This window comes from Cognatiyoonia koreensis, from assembly GCF_900109295.1.
Classification (GTDB): Bacteria; Pseudomonadota; Alphaproteobacteria; order Rhodobacterales; family Rhodobacteraceae; genus Cognatiyoonia; species Cognatiyoonia koreensis.
Genome location: NZ_FOIZ01000001.1, coordinates 1482513 through 1502779, shown reverse-complemented (window position 1 = coordinate 1502779; position 20267 = coordinate 1482513). Strand labels below are relative to the sequence as shown.

The window sequence follows — 20267 nt, the reverse complement described above, 5'->3', positions numbered from 1 at the left end:
TCAGGACAGCAGAAGTGGCATCATCAATGTCGCTAGACTGAGAACAAGAAAAAAGCCGGCCATATCGGTTATAGTCGTCAAAAGGGGCCCACTTGCCGCTGCAGGATCCTGCTTGAGTCGTTTCAACAGCAGCGGTACGACCCCACCGATAGACACGGCAATTACCGTATTTATCGCCAACGCCAGACCGATTACCAATCCCAAAAAAGGGTTGCCTTTCCAAATGAACGCAACAAAACCGATCAACACGCCAAGGGCCAACCCATTGATCATACCAACGGAAACTTCTTTCAGCCAAACGCGAAAGGCGTCCTTTGGCTGAACAATACCAAGCGACAATTCCCGCATCGTAACACCGACTGCCTGATTTCCAGAACATCCGGACATGTCCGACACCATCGGAAGGAATACCGCGATTGCGATAACGGCAGCCAGCGTTTCCTCGTAAGCTGAAATCACACTTGCTGCGATGATGTTCAGCACGATATTTGCCGATAGCCACGCCAGCCTGCGCCGAGAGCGGATCCAGAGCGGCATCGCGCGGACTTCATCTCCGACAACACCCTGACGTTTGAGGCTTTCGCTTTCCGACCGCTCCAATGCGGCGCCATCGACCGCACTTCGGGACACGACCCCGGCGAGTCTGCCGGTTGAGTCAACGACAGGAAGGCCAAGGAAATTGTTGCCGTCGAACAAATCCTGCAGATCATCCAGCGAAAGGTCCGCATCAACCGTGATCGGGGGCGTCATGATTGTTGTCAGTTTGTCGCTGCGTTTGGCCGTCAAGAGACCACGCAAGGATACAACGCCGACAGGGTGTCTGTCCGCATCAACGACATAGGGGTGCTGGCCGCGATATCGCTCGAAATCGTCGTCATCACTGACCATGCTGCGCAGTACTGCACCAACGGTAGCTGTGTCAGGGAACGAGAATGACTCAGCCACCATCAAGCCACCGGCGGTGTCGTCGTCATACGTTACCAGACGTCTGACATCGGCCGCATCTTCCGGATCAAGCCGCGACAGAATGGCTTCTGCCTCGTCGTCATCCAGATCGCCAATCAAGTCGGCCTGAAGGTCTGAATCCAGTTCTTCGAAGATTTCTGCCGCCCGGGACGCTTCCATGCGCTCGACCATTTCGGTCGCTGCCTCAAAGGGCGCTTCCTCGACCAGATCAGCTGCCAGTTCGGCATTGACGACTTCAAGAAGTAGATCACGGTCGTCCTGTGACAGGTTCAGAAGCTGCCGCATCTTGCCACTCAGCGGCAACGGTTCGAGCAGTGCCTCGATCTTTTCGACATCGCGTTGATCGACGGCATCTTTCAGCTGTTCCCGCACGGAACGCGTCGTATCCTCGATTTGAAGATCGTCAGATGGGTTGCTGTCGGGGTCGTGTTGATCGGTCATGATGCCGATTCCCTTTCATTCCAATGGGGGCTGGATGGTGTTGACGTCAAATGCAGCAATTGCGCGCCGCCCGAAAGCCGGAGTGCCAATTGACTGTGAAGCGCGGGAAGTCGGTCATGGCGTAGGGAGACTCAGATGACCTTACTGATCGCGCGATCCAGCTTGTCCACCAGTTCATCGATTTGCGCATCATCGATAATGAAGGGTGGGGCGAGCAAAACATGATCACCTCTGCGGCCGTCGATCGTACCTGACATGGGATAGCAGATCAGACCTTCTTCAAAGGCAGCCTTCTTGATTTTGGCGGCCACACCTCGATTGGGATCAAACGGGTCTTTCGTCGCGCGATCCGCGACAAGCTCGATGCCGCGAAACAACCCGCGCCCGCGAATGTCACCAACGTTTGGGTGCTGGCCAAACCGCTGTTCGAGTTGCTGCATTAGCAGATCACCCTGCGTATTGACCCGTGAGACCAAATCGCGATCAAGGATGGCGCTGACGACGGCATGTCCTGCGGCGGCGGCTGCAGGGTGGCCCAGATAGGTATGGCCGTGTTGGAAAAAGCCGGACCCATCAGCAATCGTGCTAAATATGTCAGACGTGCAAAGCATCGCGCCGATCGGCTGGTACCCCGCACCAAGTCCCTTTGCGATGCAGACGACGTCAGGAGCAATGCCATCCTGTTCGCACGCAAACAGACTTCCAGTGCGGCCCATGCCGCACATGACCTCGTCAAGGATCAACAATACACCGTAGCGGTCACAGATTTCCCTGATCCGCTTGAAGTATCCGGGGGCAGGGGTGAGTGCACCAGCCGTCGCACCGACCACAGGTTCAGCCATAAACGCCATCACTGTTTCAGGGCCAAGGCGCAGGACTTCATCCTCCAAAGCCTGGGCTGCGCGCAGGCCATAGTCCTCCGCGCTTTCACCGTCCTGCTGAAGGCGATAGGCATTACAGGGGTCGATATGGCTCACGTCCAAGAGAAGGGGCCCGAATTGCTGACGGCGCCATTCGTTTCCACCCGCACTCAATGCGCCGATGGTATTGCCGTGATAGCTTTGCTTGCGGGCAATCAGGCGGCTGCGTTTGGGTTCGCCTTTTTCAACCCAGTATTGCCGCGCCAGTTTAATGGCCGCTTCGGTTGCTTCGGATCCGCCCGAAACCAGATAGACCTTGTCCAGATCACCGGGTGCATTGGCGATAAGAAGATCGGCAAGTCTTTCCGCAGGCTCGGACGTGAAGAACCCGGTATGCGCGAACGCGAGCGAGTCCATTTGCGATTTGACGGCCTCTGTCACTGCGGGGTCACTGTGTCCAAGGCAGCTGACGGCTGCACCACCGGAACCGTCAAGATACCGCTTTCCAGTTGAATCCATCAGGTAACATCCGTCTCCGCCAACCGCAGTGGGCGGTGAAGCATGACAGTGGCGGGCAAAAATATGCGACATCAGAAATTCCCCCTATTGGCGGACACCCGACGTTAGTCCCGCCCACACAGTCTGACCCATCAAGGTAAAAATGAAAACGGGCAGGGCAGATGGTCCCATGGCAAAGCCAGTGCCATGGGTCTGCCAAGGCCGCTACCTAAATAGCAGCAAGATGGCTTTCGGCCGCAATAGCATCGGCAAGCGCGGCTTCGAAGATCGCAAGACCTTCGTCGATAATGGCATCGGACGCGGTCAGCGGCACCATGATCCGCAGTGCGTTGCCGTGCATGCCACAAGACAGCAGGATCAGGCCACGCTTCAGCGCATGTGCAATAACCGATTTCGTCAATGCAGCGTCGGGTTTCGCCGTTTCAAAGTCGGTGACGAATTCAACAGCTAGCATCGCACCAAGGCCGCGAATGTCCCACATCCGGTAGGGGGCCGTGCGCGCGCCTATCTCAGCAAAACGGGCGCGGAAAATTTCGCCCAACGCAGTGGAGCGTGCCAAAAGGTCTTCGGATTCAATCGCCTCGATCGCAGCAAGGGCAGCGGCACAGGCAACAGGGTTGCCGCCATAAGTGCCACCAAGTCCACCCGGTGCAAGTGCGTCCATGATGTCAGCACGACCGATGACGCCGGCAATTGGATATCCGCCAGCCATGGATTTCGCGACGGTGATCATATCAGGCACCACTCCGGAATGGGATATGGCGAACCATGCGCCAGTTCTGCCAAAGCCAGCCTGAATTTCATCAGCGATCAGGAGAATCCCGTGCCTGTTGCAAATCTCGCGCAGGGCGATCCACATTTCGGTCGGAACAGGAACATAGCCGCCTTCGCCCAGAACAGGTTCCAGGATGATCGCGGCCACCCGTGATGGATCGGCATCTGTAAGAAACATTGTTTCAAGCCCGTTCAGTGCGTCCTGCACCGTGATCCCGTTGCGTGCATCAGGGAAGGGTGCGCGGAAAATGTCAGAAGGAAATGGGCCGACGTCTTTTTTGTATGGTGTGACTTTGCCGGTCATGCCCAGCGTCAGGAGTGTGCGGCCATGATAGCCGCCAGTGAATGCGATCACGCCAGGTCGGCCCGTGTGGGCACGCGCGATCTTGACTGCGTTCTCGACGGCTTCGGCCCCGGTTGTGACCAGCAGCGTCTTTTTCGGTGCATCACCCGGAGCCAACGCATTCAGCTTTTCAGCCAGCGCCACATAGGGTTCGTAAGGGACAACCTGAAAAGACGTGTGCGTATAGCGGTCTTCCTGCGCCTTGGCTGCTGCGACAACAGACGGATGGCGATGGCCGGTATTCAGAACAGCGATCCCGCCTGCAAAGTCGATATAGCGATTGCCTTCGACATCCCAAAGCTCGGAGTTCTCGGCGTAAGACGCAAAAATCGGCGCAGCGGATGCGACCCCGCGCGGAACTGATGCCTCACGGCGCTTGAGCAACGCCGCATTGGATGTTTGTGCGATATTCATCGCTGATACGTCAGCGGCAAGCTTGGCAACAACCTCGGATTTCGTGGTTTTCGCTTTCGTTTTCTTGGCATTGGATTTGGCGGGCGCGCTTTTGGTCGCGGCAGATTTTTTTGTCATGGAAAACTCCGGTTTCAGAAGTCTGAAAGTGATGAAAATATTTACAGCCTGATTATTATAGTTGTCAAACAATTTGGCGAGGAAGTGCAGAAAAACCGCCTATACTGCAGTTGAGCGGTTGGAATGGAAGAACTTTTTCGTTGACGGAGGTGCCCCTGCGGTGCTTAGAATAACAATCATAAGCTAAAAATAGGGAGAGACGCGCCTTGGATATTGGAGGAAAACTCCGAGCTGTGCGGGAATCGCGCAAGATGTCGCAGCGCGACCTCGCAGAGCGTGCCGGACTGACCAGCGGCGCGATCTCCAACATCGAACAGAACAAGAGCAGTCCGTCGGTTGCCTCACTCAAAGCGCTGCTTGACGGAATCCAGATGACCATGTCGGAGTTCTTTGCCGAAGTGGAGAGCACCGGACCGCCGAAGTATTTTTATGGGACAAACGAGTTTGTAGAGCTGTCACCTGACGATATTGGCCTCGGCGACAAAGCCGCACGTTTGTCATTGCGGCAATTGGGGAATGCACTCGAACACAGTCTCCAGATGCTGCACGAACGCTACCCGCCGGGGACAGATACAGGGCCAGATATGCTGAGCCACGAGGGTGAGGAGGCGGGTATCGTCGTCTCTGGCGTGATCGAGATCACGGTGAACGACCAAGTGCGCGTTTTGAATCCTGGCGAAGGCTATCTTTTCGATAGCCGGCTGCCACACAGATTTCGGAATATTGGCGACAAGGACTGTACGATTGTCAGTGCCTGTACGCCGCCAACGTTCTGAAATTTGTAATTTTTTCTGGGGGGCCTTACGCTTCCTGAATCGATGGCAGCCTAAAAGCTGCTTACTCAAGCCAAGAAAATAGGGAGAAACGAATGAAAATGATGAAAGTAGGAGCGATACTGTCCGCTGCTTTGCTGACCGGACAGTCTGTCGCGGCACAAGAACAATTCATCACGATCGGGACGGGTGGACAGACGGGCGTCTACTTTGTTGTGGGCCAGTCCATTTGCCGTCTGGTGAACCGTGGCACAGCCGAGCACAACCTCAAATGCACAGCGCCATCTACCGGCGGGTCCATCGCGAACATCAACGCGATCAAGGCTGGTGACATGGATATGGGTGTTGCGCAATCTGACTGGCAGTTCCACGCCTACAACGGTTCGTCCGAGTTTGAAGGCGACCCCTATGACAAACTGCGGGCAGTCTTTTCTGTCCATGGCGAACCCTTCACAGTCGTGGCGCGGGCCGACAGCGGTATCGAAAACTTCGATGACCTGTTCGGGAAGCGTGTGAACGTCGGTAATCCCGGCTCTGGTCAACGCGCAACGATGGATGTTGTGCTTGAAGCAATGGGCCGTTCAACGGATGACTTCGGACTTGCTTCTGAACTCAAGCCAGCTGAACAGTCCGCAGCGCTTGGCGATAACAAGGTCGATGCGATCATCTATACGGTCGGTCATCCAAACGGGTCCATTCAGGAAGCCACTTCGACAGTCGATGCCCGTCTGGTGAATGTCACTGGCGAAGCCATTGATACGCTTGTGGCAGAAAACCCGTACTACGCCAGTGCGACTATCCCCGGTGGCCTTTACCGCGGCAATGACGAAGACACGCAAACCTTCGGCGTGAAAGCGACCTTTGTCACTTCTGCCGACGTATCCGACGAGGTTGTCTATACCGTCGTCAAGGCCGTGTTCGATAACTTTGATCGCTTCAAGGGACTGCATCCTGCCTTCGCTACACTGGAGGAGGAAGACATGATCGCGGACGGCCTGAGCGCGCCGCTGCATCCGGGTGCAGAACAGTACTACCGCGAGCGTGGCTGGATCAACTGATCCTGCTGACGATACGAAAAGTGGGATACCCGGCAGCGGGTATCCCAGCGAGGGAGCGCACGAAAAACATAGACGCATGAGCGCTTACAGCACTAGGTCTGGGGGACAGCACCATGAGTGACGACAAGCAATTCGAAGCAGCCGCAGTCGAAAATGCCGCGGCGGGCAGGGGTGGACTTAGTCAGGCAGAACTTGACGAACTGGTTGCCTCCTCTGACACCGGCGGTCGCAGTCCTGCGGGCTTCGTTGGAAAGATGCTGGTCGCCGTCGCACTTGTCTGGTCCCTGTTCCAGCTCTGGATTGCGTCGCCTCTGCCGTTCATGATCGGATGGGGCGTTTTCAATGATACCGAAGCCAGATCGATTCATCTCGCATTCGCCTTGTTTCTGGCCTTCGCGGCCTATCCAGCGGCCCGCACAAGAGCCCAACTCATTCTGGCCCTCATCGTACCGGCGCTGCTGACGTTTCTCTTTATCTATGGCTCAAAAGAAGGTGTTCCCGTCTGGTGGATACCCATCCCCGGCGTTCTTTTGATAGCGGCGATCATCCTTGGATCACCGAAGACTCACATCCCATTCTGGGAATGGGGCCTCGCCATCGTTGGCGCGCTTGCTGCGCTTTACCTCTATGTCTTCTATGACGGTATCGCCACGCGCGTTGGTGCACCGATCCTTCAGGATTATGCTGTCGCTGTCGTCGGGATATTGTTGCTACTCGAAGCCACACGCCGTGCGCTTGGACCGGCGCTGATGATCGTCGCGACGGTCTTCCTCGCCTATACATTCCTCGGGCCGCTGATGCCTTCCATCATCGCGCACAAGGGCAACAATCTGTCCGAAGTCGTGAACCACCAATGGATCACGACAGAAGGCGTCTTCGGCATCGCTTTGGGCGTATCGACATCTTTCGTCTTCCTCTTTGTGCTTTTCGGTTCTCTGCTGGATAAGGCAGGGGCGGGAAACTACTTCATCCAGGTCGCATTCAGCCTGATGGGGCACCTGCGGGGCGGGCCGGCAAAGGCTGCCGTCGTTTCTTCGGCGATGACAGGTCTTATTTCAGGGTCGTCCATTGCCAATGTCGTAACAACCGGCACATTCACGATCCCGCTGATGAAACGTGTCGGGTTCTCGTCGGAAAAGGCGGGGGCGGTCGAGGTTGCATCATCTGTCAACGGGCAGATCATGCCACCCGTCATGGGGGCCGCGGCCTTCCTCATGGTTGAATACGTCGGCATCCCTTATTTCGATGTGGTCAAGCACGCCTTCGTGCCTGCCGTGATCTCCTACATTGCACTTGTCTACATCGTGCACCTTGAAGCGATGAAAGCGGACATGCAGGGGCTGCCACGCGCAGTCGAACCCAAACCATGGGTTGCGTGGCTGATTTCCATAGCCTTCACGATCGCTGCCATCTGCGCACTGAGTTTTGCAGTCTACTACCTGATGGGCTGGATCAGACCAGCTTTTGGCGATGCAGCAATCTATGTCGTGTTTGGTTTTCTGACGGCCGTTTACATCGGCTTGCTCTGGATTGCGTCGCGTGAAGAACCATTGCGGATGGAAGATCCGGACGCACCAGTCACAAAATTGCCGATACCGGGGCCGACGATCCGCAGCGGCCTGCATTACATCCTGCCCGTGGTGGTGCTTGTTTGGGCGCTGATGGTTGACCGTCTGTCACCTGGGCTCAGCGCCTTCTGGGCCGCGTCTTTCATGGTCTTTATCCTCGTCACCCAACGTCCGCTTATGGCGATCCTTCGGGGCGAAGGTAACCTTGGTGGCGCGATTGGCGAAGGCTTCGGCGATCTCCTCGAAGGCCTTGTCGCCGGTGCGCGCAACATGATCGGCATCGGTATCGCCACTGCGACAGCCGGTATCATCGTGGGATCGGTCAGTCAGACAGGTGTGGGGTCCGCACTCGCCGACGTTGTCGAGGTTCTGTCGGGTGGTAACATCATGGCGATCCTCGTGCTGACAGCAATTCTTAGCCTGATCCTTGGCATGGGCCTTCCAACAACGGCCAATTACATCGTCGTTTCAGCATTGCTGGCACCGGTTATCGTGACCTTGGGCCAGCAGAACGGATTGATCGTACCGCTGATCGCAGTGCACCTCTTCGTATTCTACTTCGGGATCATGGCGGATGTGACACCGCCAGTGGGGCTTGCGTCGTTTGCGGCGGCAGCGGTGTCCGGCGGTGATCCGATCCGCACGGGTGTTGTCGCATTCTTCTACAGCTTGCGCACAGCAGCGCTGCCATTCCTGTTCATCTTCAACACCGACCTGCTGTTGATCAACGTGGGATGGGGGCAGGGGATTTTCGTGTTCATCACGGCCACCGTCGCAATGCTCTTGTTTGCGGCGGCGACGCAGGGCTGGTTCCTGACGCGTAACCGGATCTATGAAACCGTTGCGCTCCTGCTCGTGGCCTTCACATTGTTCCGTCCGGGATTCTGGATGGATATGGTCGCGCCACCCTTTGAGGATGTCGCACCAGCATCGATCGCGGAAGCGGCAATGGATACTGCTGTCGGTGACAACCTTCGGCTGCAGGTCAGCGGTCTGAATAATGTCGGCGATCCGGTAACGTTCACGGCGCTTTTACCGGTCAGTGAAGGTGAAACAGGCGAAGATCGGTTGCTGGCATCCGGCGTTGACTACATCGTCAATGAAGAAAGTGTGATCATTGATAACGTGACATTTGATAGTCCGGCAGCGGCTGCTGGCCTCGATTGGGACCAAACCATCGAACAAGTGCGCAAACCTGTCCCGCAACCGTCTAAATACTGGATGTTCATCCCCGCGTTGCTTCTCCTTGGACTGGTGGTGATGCTCCAGCGCGGACGCGGGCAGCCGGTGCGCAAGACAGCAGCAGAAGGAGCGTAAGCGATGTTCGACAAAATCCTGCTACCAATCGACGTAAACCACCGCGAAAGCTGGGAAAAGGCGATCCCGATGGCCCGGCAATGTGCCGGATCGGAGGGCGACATCCACCTGCTTGGGATCGTACATGATCTGGGCAGCGCGATGGTGTCATCCTTCTTGCCCGAAGATTTCGAAAAAAAGGCGATGGAGTCCCTCAAGATGCGGCTGTCAGAACTCGCCGAGAAAGAGTTTCCGGCCGGTGCGAAGGTGCAGACCCATGTGGGGCATGGTCATGTACCTGAAACGATCCTGCGCATTGCAGATCAGATTGACGCCGACCTGATAGTCATGGCATCGCATCCGCCCAACGACCTGCAAACACTTCTCGTCGGTTCCAATGCCGACAAGGTCGTGAGGCACGCAACAATACCGGTCCTGACAGTGCGTTAGACTGGTTCGCGCACAACATAAAAGAAAGCACACACCTGCATGACACCCTTCGCAATCGCCGGCATACAGATGCATGTCTCGGCGCTTCATTCCAACGTCGAAGCGATGCGACACCGGCTTGAAATACTGATGGCACGTTTTCCGTGGACCCAGATGGCCCTGTTCTCTGAACTTGCGCCCTACGGTCCGCTTGATCAGTTTGCCCAACCCTTCCCGAACGAAGCGCTGACACAGTTCCAAGAAGACGCCAAACGGTTCGGTATCTGGCTCATACCGGGCTCGATGTTCGAAAAGCTCCCTGATGGTCGCATCTTCAACACCTCTGTCGTGATCAATCCGGAAGGAGAGATTGTAGCGAAGTATTCGAAAATGTTCCCGTTCAAACCGTATGAACAAGGCATATCTTCGGGAACCGATTTCTGCGTGTTCGACGTGCCGGACGTCGGGCGTTTCGGTCTATCGATCTGCTACGACATCTGGTTCCCCGAAACTACGCGCCAATTGACGAGCCAAGGTGTCGAGGTGCTATTGCATCCGGTCCTGACCGGCACGACGGACCGCGAAGCGGAAATCGCCATTGCCCGCGCCACTGCTGCCCAGTTCCAGTGCTACGTCATCGACGTCAACGGTCTCGCGGCTGGCGGGGTCGGACGTTCGCTTGTCGTCGATCCGACGGCGACAGTCCTGCACCAGTCGGCCGGACAGGAGGACATGTTCCCGATCGAAATCGATCTCGACCTTGTGCGCCGCCAACGCGAAACAGGTCTCAAGGGATTGGGACAGGTTCTGAAAAGTTTCCGTGATCGCGAAGCAGAGTTTTCTGTCTACGACCGTCAAAGCGGTGTTGACAGCTACCTCAAGACACTGGGCCCGCTTGAAACCCCGAAGAAAGGGTCGATGGCTGGTGTAGGTGTCACCGATCCGCGCACTGCACTGGCCCAGGAAGTGCCTGACAGCGCAGCAAGATATGCCGTTCCCGGGATCAAGGGCATGACCGGAACGGAGTAGCATCGCTGGGCGATAGAACCGCATCTTGCAAAAGATGCACAACAGAAGGATCCGCGTATGAACGTGCAGCACGAGCCGAAGAAACTGCCGTCTGTCAGTGACTACTACAGTGCAACACAACTGCGCGCCGACCGGTGGAGCGCGCTGCGCGAAACGGCAGAGTCGATGCGGATCCATGGGGTCGAGGGGCGCATGGGCGGTAAACTCCTGCGAACTGCAGAAGAACTGCTCGATGCTCTTGCGCCCATCGAACTTTATTGGGCTTTTCCGGGCGCGCATGCGTTCGACCATCTCAGCCGGTTACTCGAACAGCGCAATATCGATGATTTCTCTGTCTCCGTGCGCCGCGTCGCGCGCGCGCTGACCTCAGGTGCCTATCGTCGTCGCACAATACCGCTTGGCGGAGATGAGACGGACAACGAAGATTTCGAAGACGAAAGCACGCTTCCCCCCGAAGACCGCGCGTTGGGTCGCCCCTATTTCGAAGTGCTGATTGTCGATAACGTCAACGAGCACCAAGAGAGGTTCCTGCGCAACAACCTGCACCGGGTGCGCCGCGCGGAAGATCCATTCATCTATGAACCGGTCATTGTTCCCAGCATCGAAGACGCGCTGATGGGCATTCTGTTCAACTACAATGTCCAAGCCGTGATCGTTCGGCCCGGTCTTGTTCTAAAGTCAGAAAACGTCTTGCCGATCTTGCAGCAATATCTGAATCGCCTGAACGAAGACGAGGATGTCGAACGGCTCCAGCCTTACGAATACGGACCCGAGGCTTGTCGCCTTATCGCGAAAATCCGGCCAGAACTTGACGCCTACCTGATTACCGACCGCTCTGCCGAAGACATCGCGGGCCTCGATCTCGGACGGTGTCGGCGCGTCTTCTACAATCAGGAAGACTTCCTTGAATTGCACCTCAACATCCTGCGGGGCGTAAATCGACGCTACAAGACTCCGTTCTTCACGGCACTCAAGGAATATTCACGGCAGCCAACAGGCGTATTTCACGCCATGCCGATCAGCCGTGGCAAATCGATCAGCCGGTCACACTGGATTCAGGATATGGGCGCGTTTTACGGGCCAAACATCTTTCTTGCGGAAACCTCCGCAACGTCCGGAGGACTGGACAGCCTTTTGGAACCACGCGGTCCGATCAAAGAGGCGCAGGATATGGCGGCACGGGCCTTCGGGTCCAAGCAGACCTTTTTTGCCACGAACGGAACCTCCACTTGCAATAAGATCGTTGTCCAGGCCCTTGTCAGACCTGGTGATATTGTTCTGGTGGACCGCGACTGCCACAAGTCGCATCACTACGGTATGGTCTTGGCTGGTGCCAACGTCGTCTACATGGACAGCTATCCGCTGCATGAATATTCGATGTATGGCGCGGTGCCGCTTCATGAAGTCAAGCGGACGCTTCTGAATCTGAAAGCGGCAGGCAAGCTTGATCGGGTGCGCATGGTTCTTCTGACGAACTGCACCTTTGACGGTCTGGTCTACAATGTTGAACGTGTGATGGAAGAATGCCTCGCCATCAAAAGCGATCTCGTCTTCCTGTGGGATGAAGCATGGTTTGCCTTCGCCCGCTTTAGCCCAACCTATCGGCAGCGAACGGCTATGGCTGTGGCAAACAACATGCGCGACAGGTTGCGCGAGGACTCGCACAAAGCAGCCTATGAGGCACAGCAAGCGACCCTCAAGGACGCTGATAATGAAACCCTGCTGAACACGCGACTGGTCCCGCCACCGACGGCACGAGTGCGAGTCTATGCGACGCAATCAACGCACAAAACCCTGACTGCACTGCGACAGGGGTCGATGATCCACGTCAACGACATGGATTTCAAAGGAGAAGTCGAACAGGCTTTTCACGAAGCCTATATGACGCACACGTCGACATCACCGAACTACCAGATCATTGCCTCGCTTGATGTCGGGCGGCGTCAGGTCGAACTCGAAGGGTTCGAATTCGTGCAACGGCAGGTCGAAAGCGCGATGGCCATCCGCCGCGCGGTCGCGACACATCCGCTGCTCCAGAAGTATTTCCAGGTGCTGCGCCCTTCCGACATGATCCCGGAACAGTTCCGCGAAAGCGGGATTTCGGCATATTACGACCAGCATGACGGTTGGTCGGACAAATGGGAAATCTGGGCGAAGGACGAATTCGTGCTCGATCCAACGCGGGTCACACTGGCCGTAGGCGGTACGGGATGGGACGGTGACACGTTCAAGACCAAGATTTTGATGGATAAATACGGTATCCAGATCAACAAGACGTCGCGCAACTCTGTCCTGTTCATGACCAACATCGGGACGACACGGTCGTCGGTGGCCTACCTGATCGAAGTGCTTGTCGAAGTTGCGAACGAACTTGACGATCTGCTGGACGATGCTTCGCGGATGGAACGTCTGTCCTTTGAAAAACGCGTGTCGGCACTTGTAGATGATGTTCCACCACTGCCCGATTTCAGCCGTTTCCATGATGCCTTCCGCTCCGGCTCCGAAACGCCGGAAGGCGATATCCGCACAGCCTTCTTTTTGGCATATGATGAAAACAACTGCGACTATTTCGATCTTGATGACAAGCTGATGTCGCGGCTCGAAGCTGGAGAAGAGCTCGTCTCCGCCTCGTTTATCATTCCCTATCCACCCGGTTTTCCAATCCTGGTGCCGGGCCAGGTGATCAGCACGGAAATCCTGTCCTTCATGCGGGCATTGGATGTGAGTGAGATCCACGGCTACCGGCCAGACCTTGGCTTGCGGGTGTTCACGAACGAGGCCCTCGAAGGGGTCGCGCAAAAGTCGAAATAGAGAGGAAGAAACATGCCAAAGAAGACACTCAAGAACATCTCCGAAATCCGGCGGTTTTTTCACACCAACACCGATCCGGTCTATTTCGTTTCCGCCACCAACTTCAATCTGCTTGGACTTGATGAATGGGTGAAGAATTTCAAGTACATCTGCTACATGGATTGTTTCGACGGACGGCATCCGAACGTTCTTGTGCCATCCGAACTGCCGCATGACGAATTCCAGTCGATCGAAGACATCAACAACTATCTTCTGCAGCACAAAGAGGTGGTTGATTACGTGAAAGAACGCGGCGGCAAGCCGAAGTTCGTGTTCCTCATGTTCGACGAGAAAACGGAAAAGCTTGCCAAGGAACTGGGCGGAGAGGTCTGGTTTCCCAAGGCAAAGCTACGCACGAACATGGACAACAAGATCGAAACAGTCCGCATCGGCAACAAGGCCGGTGTGCCATCCGTGCCGAACGTCCTGTCCGTCGTAAAAAGCTATGATCACCTGCGTCAAGTCTGCGAAAAAGCAGGGATCGGGCATGACCTAGTCTTGCAGTCTGCCTTTGGCGACAGCGGGCACACGACGTTCTTCATCAAGTCAGAGGCAGATTTCCGCAAGCACGAGCACGAAATCATCGGCGAGGGCGAGATCAAGATCATGAAACGCATCGATTGCCGCGGATCGGCAATCGAAGCTTGTGCCACCTCAGAAGGCACGATCGTTGGTCCATTGATGACCGAACTGGTCGGATTCAAGGAACTGACCCCTTATCGTGGCGGCTGGTGTGGGAATGAAATCTTCGCAACCGCCTTCCCGCCGAAGACTCGTGAAAAGGCGCGCGAACTGACGTTCAAATTCGGAGAGCAACTGCGCAAGGAAGGCTACCGCGGCTATTTCGAACTCGACTTCCTAATTGACAAGAAAACGGGTGACATCTGGCTCGGCGAACTAAATCCGCGGATCACCGGTGCATCATCCATGACGAACCACGCGGCCTTTGCCCATGCAGACGCGCCCCTGTTCTTGTTCCACTTGCTGGAATTCTCGAAAAAGCCGTTCAAGTTGGACGTCGAGGAGATCAACGCCCGCTGGGCTGACCCGGATATGATCGACAGTTGGTCGCAGATGGTGATCAAGCACACGGATGACAACGTAGATATCATCACCCATGCACCTGAATCCGGCATCTACAAGATGCTACCGGACGGGCAGGTGGTCTTTGACCGCTTTGACTACCACCGCCGTGCGGTCGAAGACGATAACGAAGCGTTTTTCTTGCGGATATCGAATGCCGGCGACTACCGCTATGAGGGCGCGGACCTTGGAATTCTTGTCACGCGTGGTCGCTCGATGACGAAGGGGTTCAGGCTGACAGACAAGTCCAAGCAATGGATCGACGGAATCAAGAACGCCTATTCTGCCCGTCCTTTGCCTTCAGCGCAGGCTTTGGAAGATCCGGCATTCAAAATCATGTAGCATCACGCGAAAGGGTCGCGATGGAGTCAGGTCCATCGCGTTCTTCGCGGCGCATCAGCTTGTGCTACCTCCTTCAATGGGTAACTAGGGGCCATGACTGTTCTGTTTCGCGCCATCAGTGAGGACATAGCCGGCCCGAAGTGGGCCGCACAGTTCGCAAGCTATTGGCCGTCGTACGCTGCCTGGTGGGCGCGGGAAGGGCTTTCTGGGCGTCCGACCTATCATGAGTGCCGACAAGCCATCAAGAAACACATGCCCGAAATTTCCGGGCTGTACGAAGACTTGTGTGAACTGGTTGGCGGTGGCGATAAAGAAGCACGCTTTCTCAGCTTCTATTGCCCGCCGCGTTATCTCGCCGGATGTAGTCAGGCGATCTGGCCCGGCGATGAACCGCTGCTGGTGCGCAATTACGATTACGACAAAGACGCCTTCGATGCGGTAATCCTCAAGACCAAGTGGAACGGTCGCGGCGTCATAGGAACGACAGACGGTCTATTCGGGCTGGTCGATGGGATGAACGACGCAGGGCTTTCAGCTTCGCTGACCTTCGGCGGACGAAGAGAGGTTGGCACCGGCTTCGGTGTGCCGCTCATCCTGCGATATATTCTGCAAACCTGCACGACGACCGAAGAAGCGGGCAAAGTTCTGCGCCGTGTGCCATCGCACATGAGCTACAACGTTACAGTTCTGGACGCCAAGCGGCACTTTCTGACTGCGTACCTGACACCCGACCGGCCGACTGTGTTGACCCATGCGGCTGTCGCAACGAACCATCAGGAACGGGTCGAATGGGCCAGCCATGCAAAGTTCACGGCCACCGTGGAGCGGGAGCGCTATCTATTGCAGCGCCTGACCCTGCATCCTGAAACGCAAGAAAAGTTCATCGGCGCGTTTCTACGTCCGCCGCTTTATTCCACGGCGTTTTCGTCGGGGTTCGGAACGCTTTATACCGCTGCTTACCGCCCAAAGGATGGCGTGCTTGACGTCCATTGGCCGGATCGGAAATGGACCAAGGGCTTTGACAACTTCAGCGAAGACAGCGTCCGTGTCGTGTTCCCCGGACAGATCCATCAGGTCGCAAGATGAGCGACAAACAGTCATCCAATTGGCGCGCGGACCCGTATATGAATCAAAAAGGGGGCTATGATGTTTCGCTCATTCTGTATGGCCGTGCTGATCTGCGTCGGTTTGCCTGCGAAGGCACTCGATCTGGAAACGACGTTTGACTCGATCGACGGAGGCACGCTCGCCGTTTCGCAATGGGCAGGACAGCCCGTTTTGGTGGTGAACACGGCATCGCAATGTGCTTTCACCGGCCAGTATCGCAGCTTGCAGGATCTCTATGACACCTACCGGGAACGGGGGCTTGTCGTGCTTGCAGTGCCATCTGATGATTTCAATCAGGAACTGGCCAGCGATGCAGAGGTCAAGGAATTTTGCGAATTGCAGTACGGAATTGACCTTCCCATGACGACGATCACCAGCGTCAAAGGAAATGCGGCGCATCCATTCTTTGCGTCATTGAACGCAGAAACAGGTTTTGTCCCCCGTTGGAACTTCAACAAGGTTCTGATCGGCCCAGACGGAAATGTCGTTGACACGTTTGGCTCGCAAATCGATCCACTGTCCCGCCAGGTGACGGATAAGATCGAAGCGCTCTTTCCCTGAACCTTAGAACCGATCAGCCAGCGTTCCAGCATCTACCATCGCCTGATATTTCTCGGCGTCAAACCACCAGAAATCGACATTCCGGAAGAAATCGAATGGGGCAGGTTCAGACGGAATGCCGAACACGTCCCAGTGGGCAACGCGGTGCCCGCCACCGTTCCAATTGCCGATCCAGACATGCTTGGACCGCAGAACGCGATCAAGCGCGCGGGCGGCAACAGTCAGGTCTTCACGGCTTTCCGCTGCAGCAACCTTTTCGATCAAGGCGTCGACAACTGGATCGGCAAGACCGCTCAGGTTGTTGCTGCCGTCAGTCGTGGCGGCATTCGATCCATAAAACGCACGTAATTCTGCGCCCGGCGTGACAGATACGGCCCAACTTGCCAAAGTCAGATCAAAGTCAAAGACCTCGCGGCGTTGGCTCTGAGCCGCCGGGTCCAGCACTTCAAAGACGATGTCCACACCGATCGATTTCGCGTTCTCGATAAAAGGGATCAGAACCCGTTCAAGGCTCCTGCTGTCTTCGGGAAATTCCAATCGCAATACCTCGCCAGCGGCGTTGACGCGCAACCCGTCGTCACTGACGCTCCAGCCGGCGTCATCCAGCAACTGGCCTGCTTTGCGCAACGCGGCGCGATCTCGCGGCGCTTCGCTTCCTGCGTAGGGAATATAGGCAGGTTCTGTAAAAATTTCCGGCGAAAGCTGGTCGCGGAACTCTTCAAGCAGCGCGAGTTCCGCGCCCTCGGGCACTCCGATGGCCTCCATGTCAGTATTCTCAAAAAAGCTATCGGTGCGCTTGTAGGCGTCATAGAACAGCGTTGCGTTCGTCCATTCGAAGTTGAACGCATATTCCAGCGCTTGCCGAACGCGAACATCCTGAAGAACAGGATTACGCAAGTTGAACCAGATGCCTTGCGCGTTGGCAGGACGACCGTCAGGTATTAGGATTTTCTGCACATCCCCGCGCACAGCTGCTGGGAAATCATAGCTGTTCGCCCAGTTCGCCGCGCGATTTTCCGTGCGGAAAAGGTATTCCCCGGCGGCAAAGGCTTCCAGTCCGACAGTGTCATCAGCAAAATACTCATAGGCAAAGCAATCAAAGTTGTTGCGGCCTGCATTCACAGGAAGATCGGCGGCCCAATACTCATCATTCCGACAGAATTTGATACTGCGCGGCGCGTCGACGTTGTCGATGATATAGGGTCCGGACCCCACAGGAATTGTCATCCAAGACTCGCCAAATGGCGTTCCCTCGTAGAAATGTTCTGGCAGGATGGACAGGCCGGCAAGATCGCCAAGAAACCCGCGTCCAGCGCCCGGTGCAAGATCGAACCGCACGCGATGTGGTGTCTCGGCCGTGACGTCTGTCAGATCGCTTAGCAGATTGCGATAGTAGGGATGACCTTCGGACTTGAGCGCATTGACAGTGAAAACCACGTCATCAGCGGTCAACGGCTCGCCATCATGGAATTGCGCTTCGGGCCGCATGTTGAAGACGACATAGGAGTAATCATCCGGATACTCGATGGTTTCGGCAATCAACCCATACATCGCGTCAGGTTCGTCATTGGCCCGCACCATCAGACTATCGTACATGTGGACGCCGACTTCGGGTGCGTAGTCTCCTTTGACGATAAACGCATTTAGGCTGTTAAACGTCGGAATACCGAACAGCTGTCGCTGGCTCATCGTGCCGCCTTTTGGCGCATCCGGGTTGGCATAGTCGAAATGCCTGAAATCCGGCCCGTATTTCAAATCCCCGAATGCAGAATAACCGTGACTGATCGTGACATCCGCAGCAGCCGGAGCAGCGGCGAAAATGATGGCGAACAGGGGATAAAAACGGGATTTCATGCAAAGCCTCCAAAGCTTGAGTCAATGCAAGTCACAACCAGCAGCAGTGAACTGTCAAGTCACCTCTATGACAGAGGGACGGACCGGTGATCCAGATATTCATTTTGACAGGCTCGGGAACGCGATGTAGCGTCTTCCTACACTTTTGGGAGAACCGGTAGTCCCGGTGCCGAAGGAGCAACCGCCTCGGAAACTCTCAGGCCAAAGGACCAAAGGTGTATAAGACTCTGGAGAGAACCGCAAAGCGGTCGCCGAAGGGATAATGATCTCAGGCAAATGGACAGAGGGGGCACTGAAGCGCAGGTCATTACCTGTGCAGGATCAGTGCTGACGGATTTCCAGAATCACGCCAGCAAGAGATTGGCAAAGGCGTGATGACAGACCTGAAAAAGACTCCCCTCCATGCACTTCACACAGAATCTGGCGCGAAAATGGTGCCTTTTGCAGGGTATGACATGCCGGTGCAATACGGCATGGGCGTTCTGAAGGAACACTTGCATACCCGCGAAAAGGCTGGGCTTTTCGATGTCAGTCACATGGGGCAGGTGATCGTCAAAGGGGCGAGCTATAAAGCCGCCGCTGCTGCCTTGGAAACCCTGATCCCCGTTGACATCATCGGACTGAAACCTGACCGACAACGCTACGGGTATTTCACGAATGCGACTGGCGGGATCGACGACGACTTGATGCTGGCCAACCGGGGCGATCATGTTTTCCTTGTGGTTAATGCGGCCTGCAAAGCGAGCGACATCGCCCGGATGAAAAAGGCACTCGAACCTGACGTCACCGTGACAGAACTGACAGACCGCGCACTGCTTGCATTGCAAGGGCCGGCAGCCGAGACCGTGCTGTCAGCATTAGATCCAAGCGCTGCCAACATGCAATTTATGGACGTAAGTACACTCGACATCGCCGGTACCGAGGTCTGGGCGTCACGCTCGGGCTATACCGGAGAGGACGGATACGAACTCTCAATTCCTGCGACAGCAGCAATGGGCATTGCAAGAACACTGCTCGACCATCCGGACGTGGCCCCCATCGGCCTTGGCGCGCGAGATTCCTTGCGGCTAGAAGCCGGCTTGTGCCTTTACGGCCATGACATCGACGAAACCACAACACCCGTCGAAGCGGCGCTGACATGGGCAATCCAGAAAGTGCGCAGGCAGGGTGGTGCACGCGCCGCTGGCTTTCCCGGGGCCGAAAGAATCTTGTCACAAATTGAAAGCAACTCATCGCGCAAACGTGTCGGTCTCCTCCCAGACGGACGCGCGCCAATGCGCGAAGGTGTCCAGCTTTTCGCCGAAGAAAACGCAAGCGTCCCCATCGGAACAATTACATCTGGCGGTTTCGGACCGACCGTAAACCGCCCCATCGCGATGGGCTATGTCACGACGGCGCTTGCAAAACCCGGCACGACGGTCTGGGGCGAATTGCGCGGTAAGCGCCAGTCGCTAACCGTGACGTCACTGCCATTCACACCAGCCAACTTCAAACGCTAGAAGGAAGACGACCCTATGAAATATACTGAAGAACACGAATGGTTGCGCGCTGATGGCGACGTTTATGTCGTTGGCATTACCGAGCACGCAACAACGCAATTGGGCGATCTTGTCTTTGTCGAACTTCCAGAGGTCGGCGCGACCGTGACCAAGGACGACGAAATCGTCGTCATCGAAAGTGTTAAGGCTGCGTCTGATATCCTAGCCCCCGTCGATGGTGAAATCACTGAAGTGAACACAAGCCTTGTCGATGACCCAAGCCTCGCAAACACGGACGCACTGGGCGACGGTTGGTTTTTCAAGATCAAACCATCCGATCCGTCCCAGCTTGACGATCTGATGGACGAAGCCGCCTACAACAAGATGATCGGCTAGGAGCAGTAG

At 56.0% G+C, this 20267-nt stretch carries 15 protein-coding genes and 1 riboswitch; of the genes, 11 read left to right on the top strand and 4 right to left on the bottom strand.

The genetic code is table 11. From position 1 onward, the window contains the following. The 3 genes from mgtE to gabT all read right to left on the bottom strand — a co-directional run bounded on the left by mgtE (window position 1) and on the right by gabT (window position 4317). Window positions 1-1407: a magnesium transporter gene (gene mgtE / locus BMY44_RS07400; RefSeq protein ID WP_089992220.1), complete on the bottom strand. Its 1407-nt coding sequence runs from the start codon at window positions 1405-1407 to the stop codon at window positions 1-3. A 131-nt stretch (window positions 1408-1538) separates the two neighbouring features. Beyond that, a complete protein-coding gene (locus BMY44_RS07395) occupies window positions 1539-2858 on the bottom strand; it encodes an aspartate aminotransferase family protein (protein ID WP_089992217.1) in 1320 nt (439 codons plus the stop codon). 136 nt (window positions 2859-2994) lie between these two features. Further along, window positions 2995-4317: a 4-aminobutyrate--2-oxoglutarate transaminase gene (gene gabT, locus BMY44_RS07390; RefSeq protein ID WP_089994664.1), complete on the bottom strand. Its 1323-nt coding sequence runs from the start codon at window positions 4315-4317 to the stop codon at window positions 2995-2997. A gap of 323 nt (window positions 4318-4640) precedes the next feature. Here gabT and BMY44_RS07385 point away from each other — a divergent pair, with 323 nt between their 5' ends. From BMY44_RS07385 to BMY44_RS07345, 9 genes are all read left to right on the top strand, one after another. Then, the gene (locus BMY44_RS07385) at window positions 4641-5210 is read left to right on the top strand and encodes a cupin domain-containing protein (protein ID WP_089992214.1); all 570 of its coding nucleotides are present in this window, start codon (window positions 4641-4643) and stop codon (window positions 5208-5210) included. Between the two features lie 92 nt (window positions 5211-5302). Next, complete coding sequence (locus tag BMY44_RS07380) at window positions 5303-6265, top strand: TAXI family TRAP transporter solute-binding subunit (RefSeq protein ID WP_089992211.1); 963 nt, start codon at window positions 5303-5305, stop codon at window positions 6263-6265. Between the two features lie 113 nt (window positions 6266-6378). Further along, a complete protein-coding gene (locus BMY44_RS07375) occupies window positions 6379-9150 on the top strand; it encodes a TRAP transporter permease (protein WP_089992208.1) in 2772 nt (923 codons plus the stop codon). A 3-nt stretch (window positions 9151-9153) separates the two neighbouring features. Continuing rightward, window positions 9154-9579: a universal stress protein gene (locus BMY44_RS07370; protein ID WP_089992205.1), complete on the top strand. Its 426-nt coding sequence runs from the start codon at window positions 9154-9156 to the stop codon at window positions 9577-9579. A gap of 39 nt (window positions 9580-9618) precedes the next feature. Next, window positions 9619-10587 carry a carbon-nitrogen hydrolase family protein gene (locus BMY44_RS07365; protein WP_089992202.1) on the top strand — a complete coding sequence of 323 codons (969 nt, stop codon included), beginning with the start codon at window positions 9619-9621 and terminating at the stop codon, window positions 10585-10587. Between the two features lie 57 nt (window positions 10588-10644). Next, window positions 10645-13398, top strand: a complete 2754-nt coding sequence (locus tag BMY44_RS07360) for an aminotransferase class I/II-fold pyridoxal phosphate-dependent enzyme (RefSeq protein WP_089992199.1) — start codon at window positions 10645-10647, stop codon at window positions 13396-13398. Window positions 13399-13410: 12 nt separating this feature from the next. After that, on the top strand, window positions 13411-14862 hold the full coding sequence (locus tag BMY44_RS07355) for a biotin carboxylase (protein WP_089992196.1): 1452 nt from the start codon (window positions 13411-13413) through the stop codon (window positions 14860-14862). A 93-nt stretch (window positions 14863-14955) separates the two neighbouring features. Beyond that, window positions 14956-15948: a C45 family autoproteolytic acyltransferase/hydrolase gene (locus BMY44_RS07350; RefSeq protein WP_089992194.1), complete on the top strand. Its 993-nt coding sequence runs from the start codon at window positions 14956-14958 to the stop codon at window positions 15946-15948. Between the two features lie 60 nt (window positions 15949-16008). Next, window positions 16009-16530 carry a glutathione peroxidase gene (locus tag BMY44_RS07345; protein ID WP_089994662.1) on the top strand — a complete coding sequence of 174 codons (522 nt, stop codon included), beginning with the start codon at window positions 16009-16011 and terminating at the stop codon, window positions 16528-16530. A 3-nt stretch (window positions 16531-16533) separates the two neighbouring features. On the opposite strand, the gene BMY44_RS07340 is transcribed toward BMY44_RS07345, so the two are convergent. Beyond that, window positions 16534-18384, bottom strand: coding sequence for an extracellular solute-binding protein (locus BMY44_RS07340; protein WP_089992191.1), 1851 nt, complete (start codon window positions 18382-18384; stop codon window positions 16534-16536). 136 nt (window positions 18385-18520) lie between these two features. Then, window positions 18521-18606: riboswitch (glycine riboswitch) on the top strand. A gap of 152 nt (window positions 18607-18758) precedes the next feature. Between BMY44_RS07340 and gcvT the strand changes: the two genes are divergently transcribed. Together gcvT and gcvH are read left to right on the top strand one after the other, a co-directional pair. Continuing rightward, window positions 18759-19883: a glycine cleavage system aminomethyltransferase GcvT gene (gene gcvT / locus BMY44_RS07335; protein WP_089992188.1), complete on the top strand. Its 1125-nt coding sequence runs from the start codon at window positions 18759-18761 to the stop codon at window positions 19881-19883. Window positions 19884-19898: 15 nt separating this feature from the next. Then, window positions 19899-20258: a glycine cleavage system protein GcvH gene (gcvH, locus tag BMY44_RS07330; protein ID WP_089992185.1), complete on the top strand. Its 360-nt coding sequence runs from the start codon at window positions 19899-19901 to the stop codon at window positions 20256-20258. The last annotated feature ends 9 nt before the right edge of the window (window positions 20259-20267 follow it).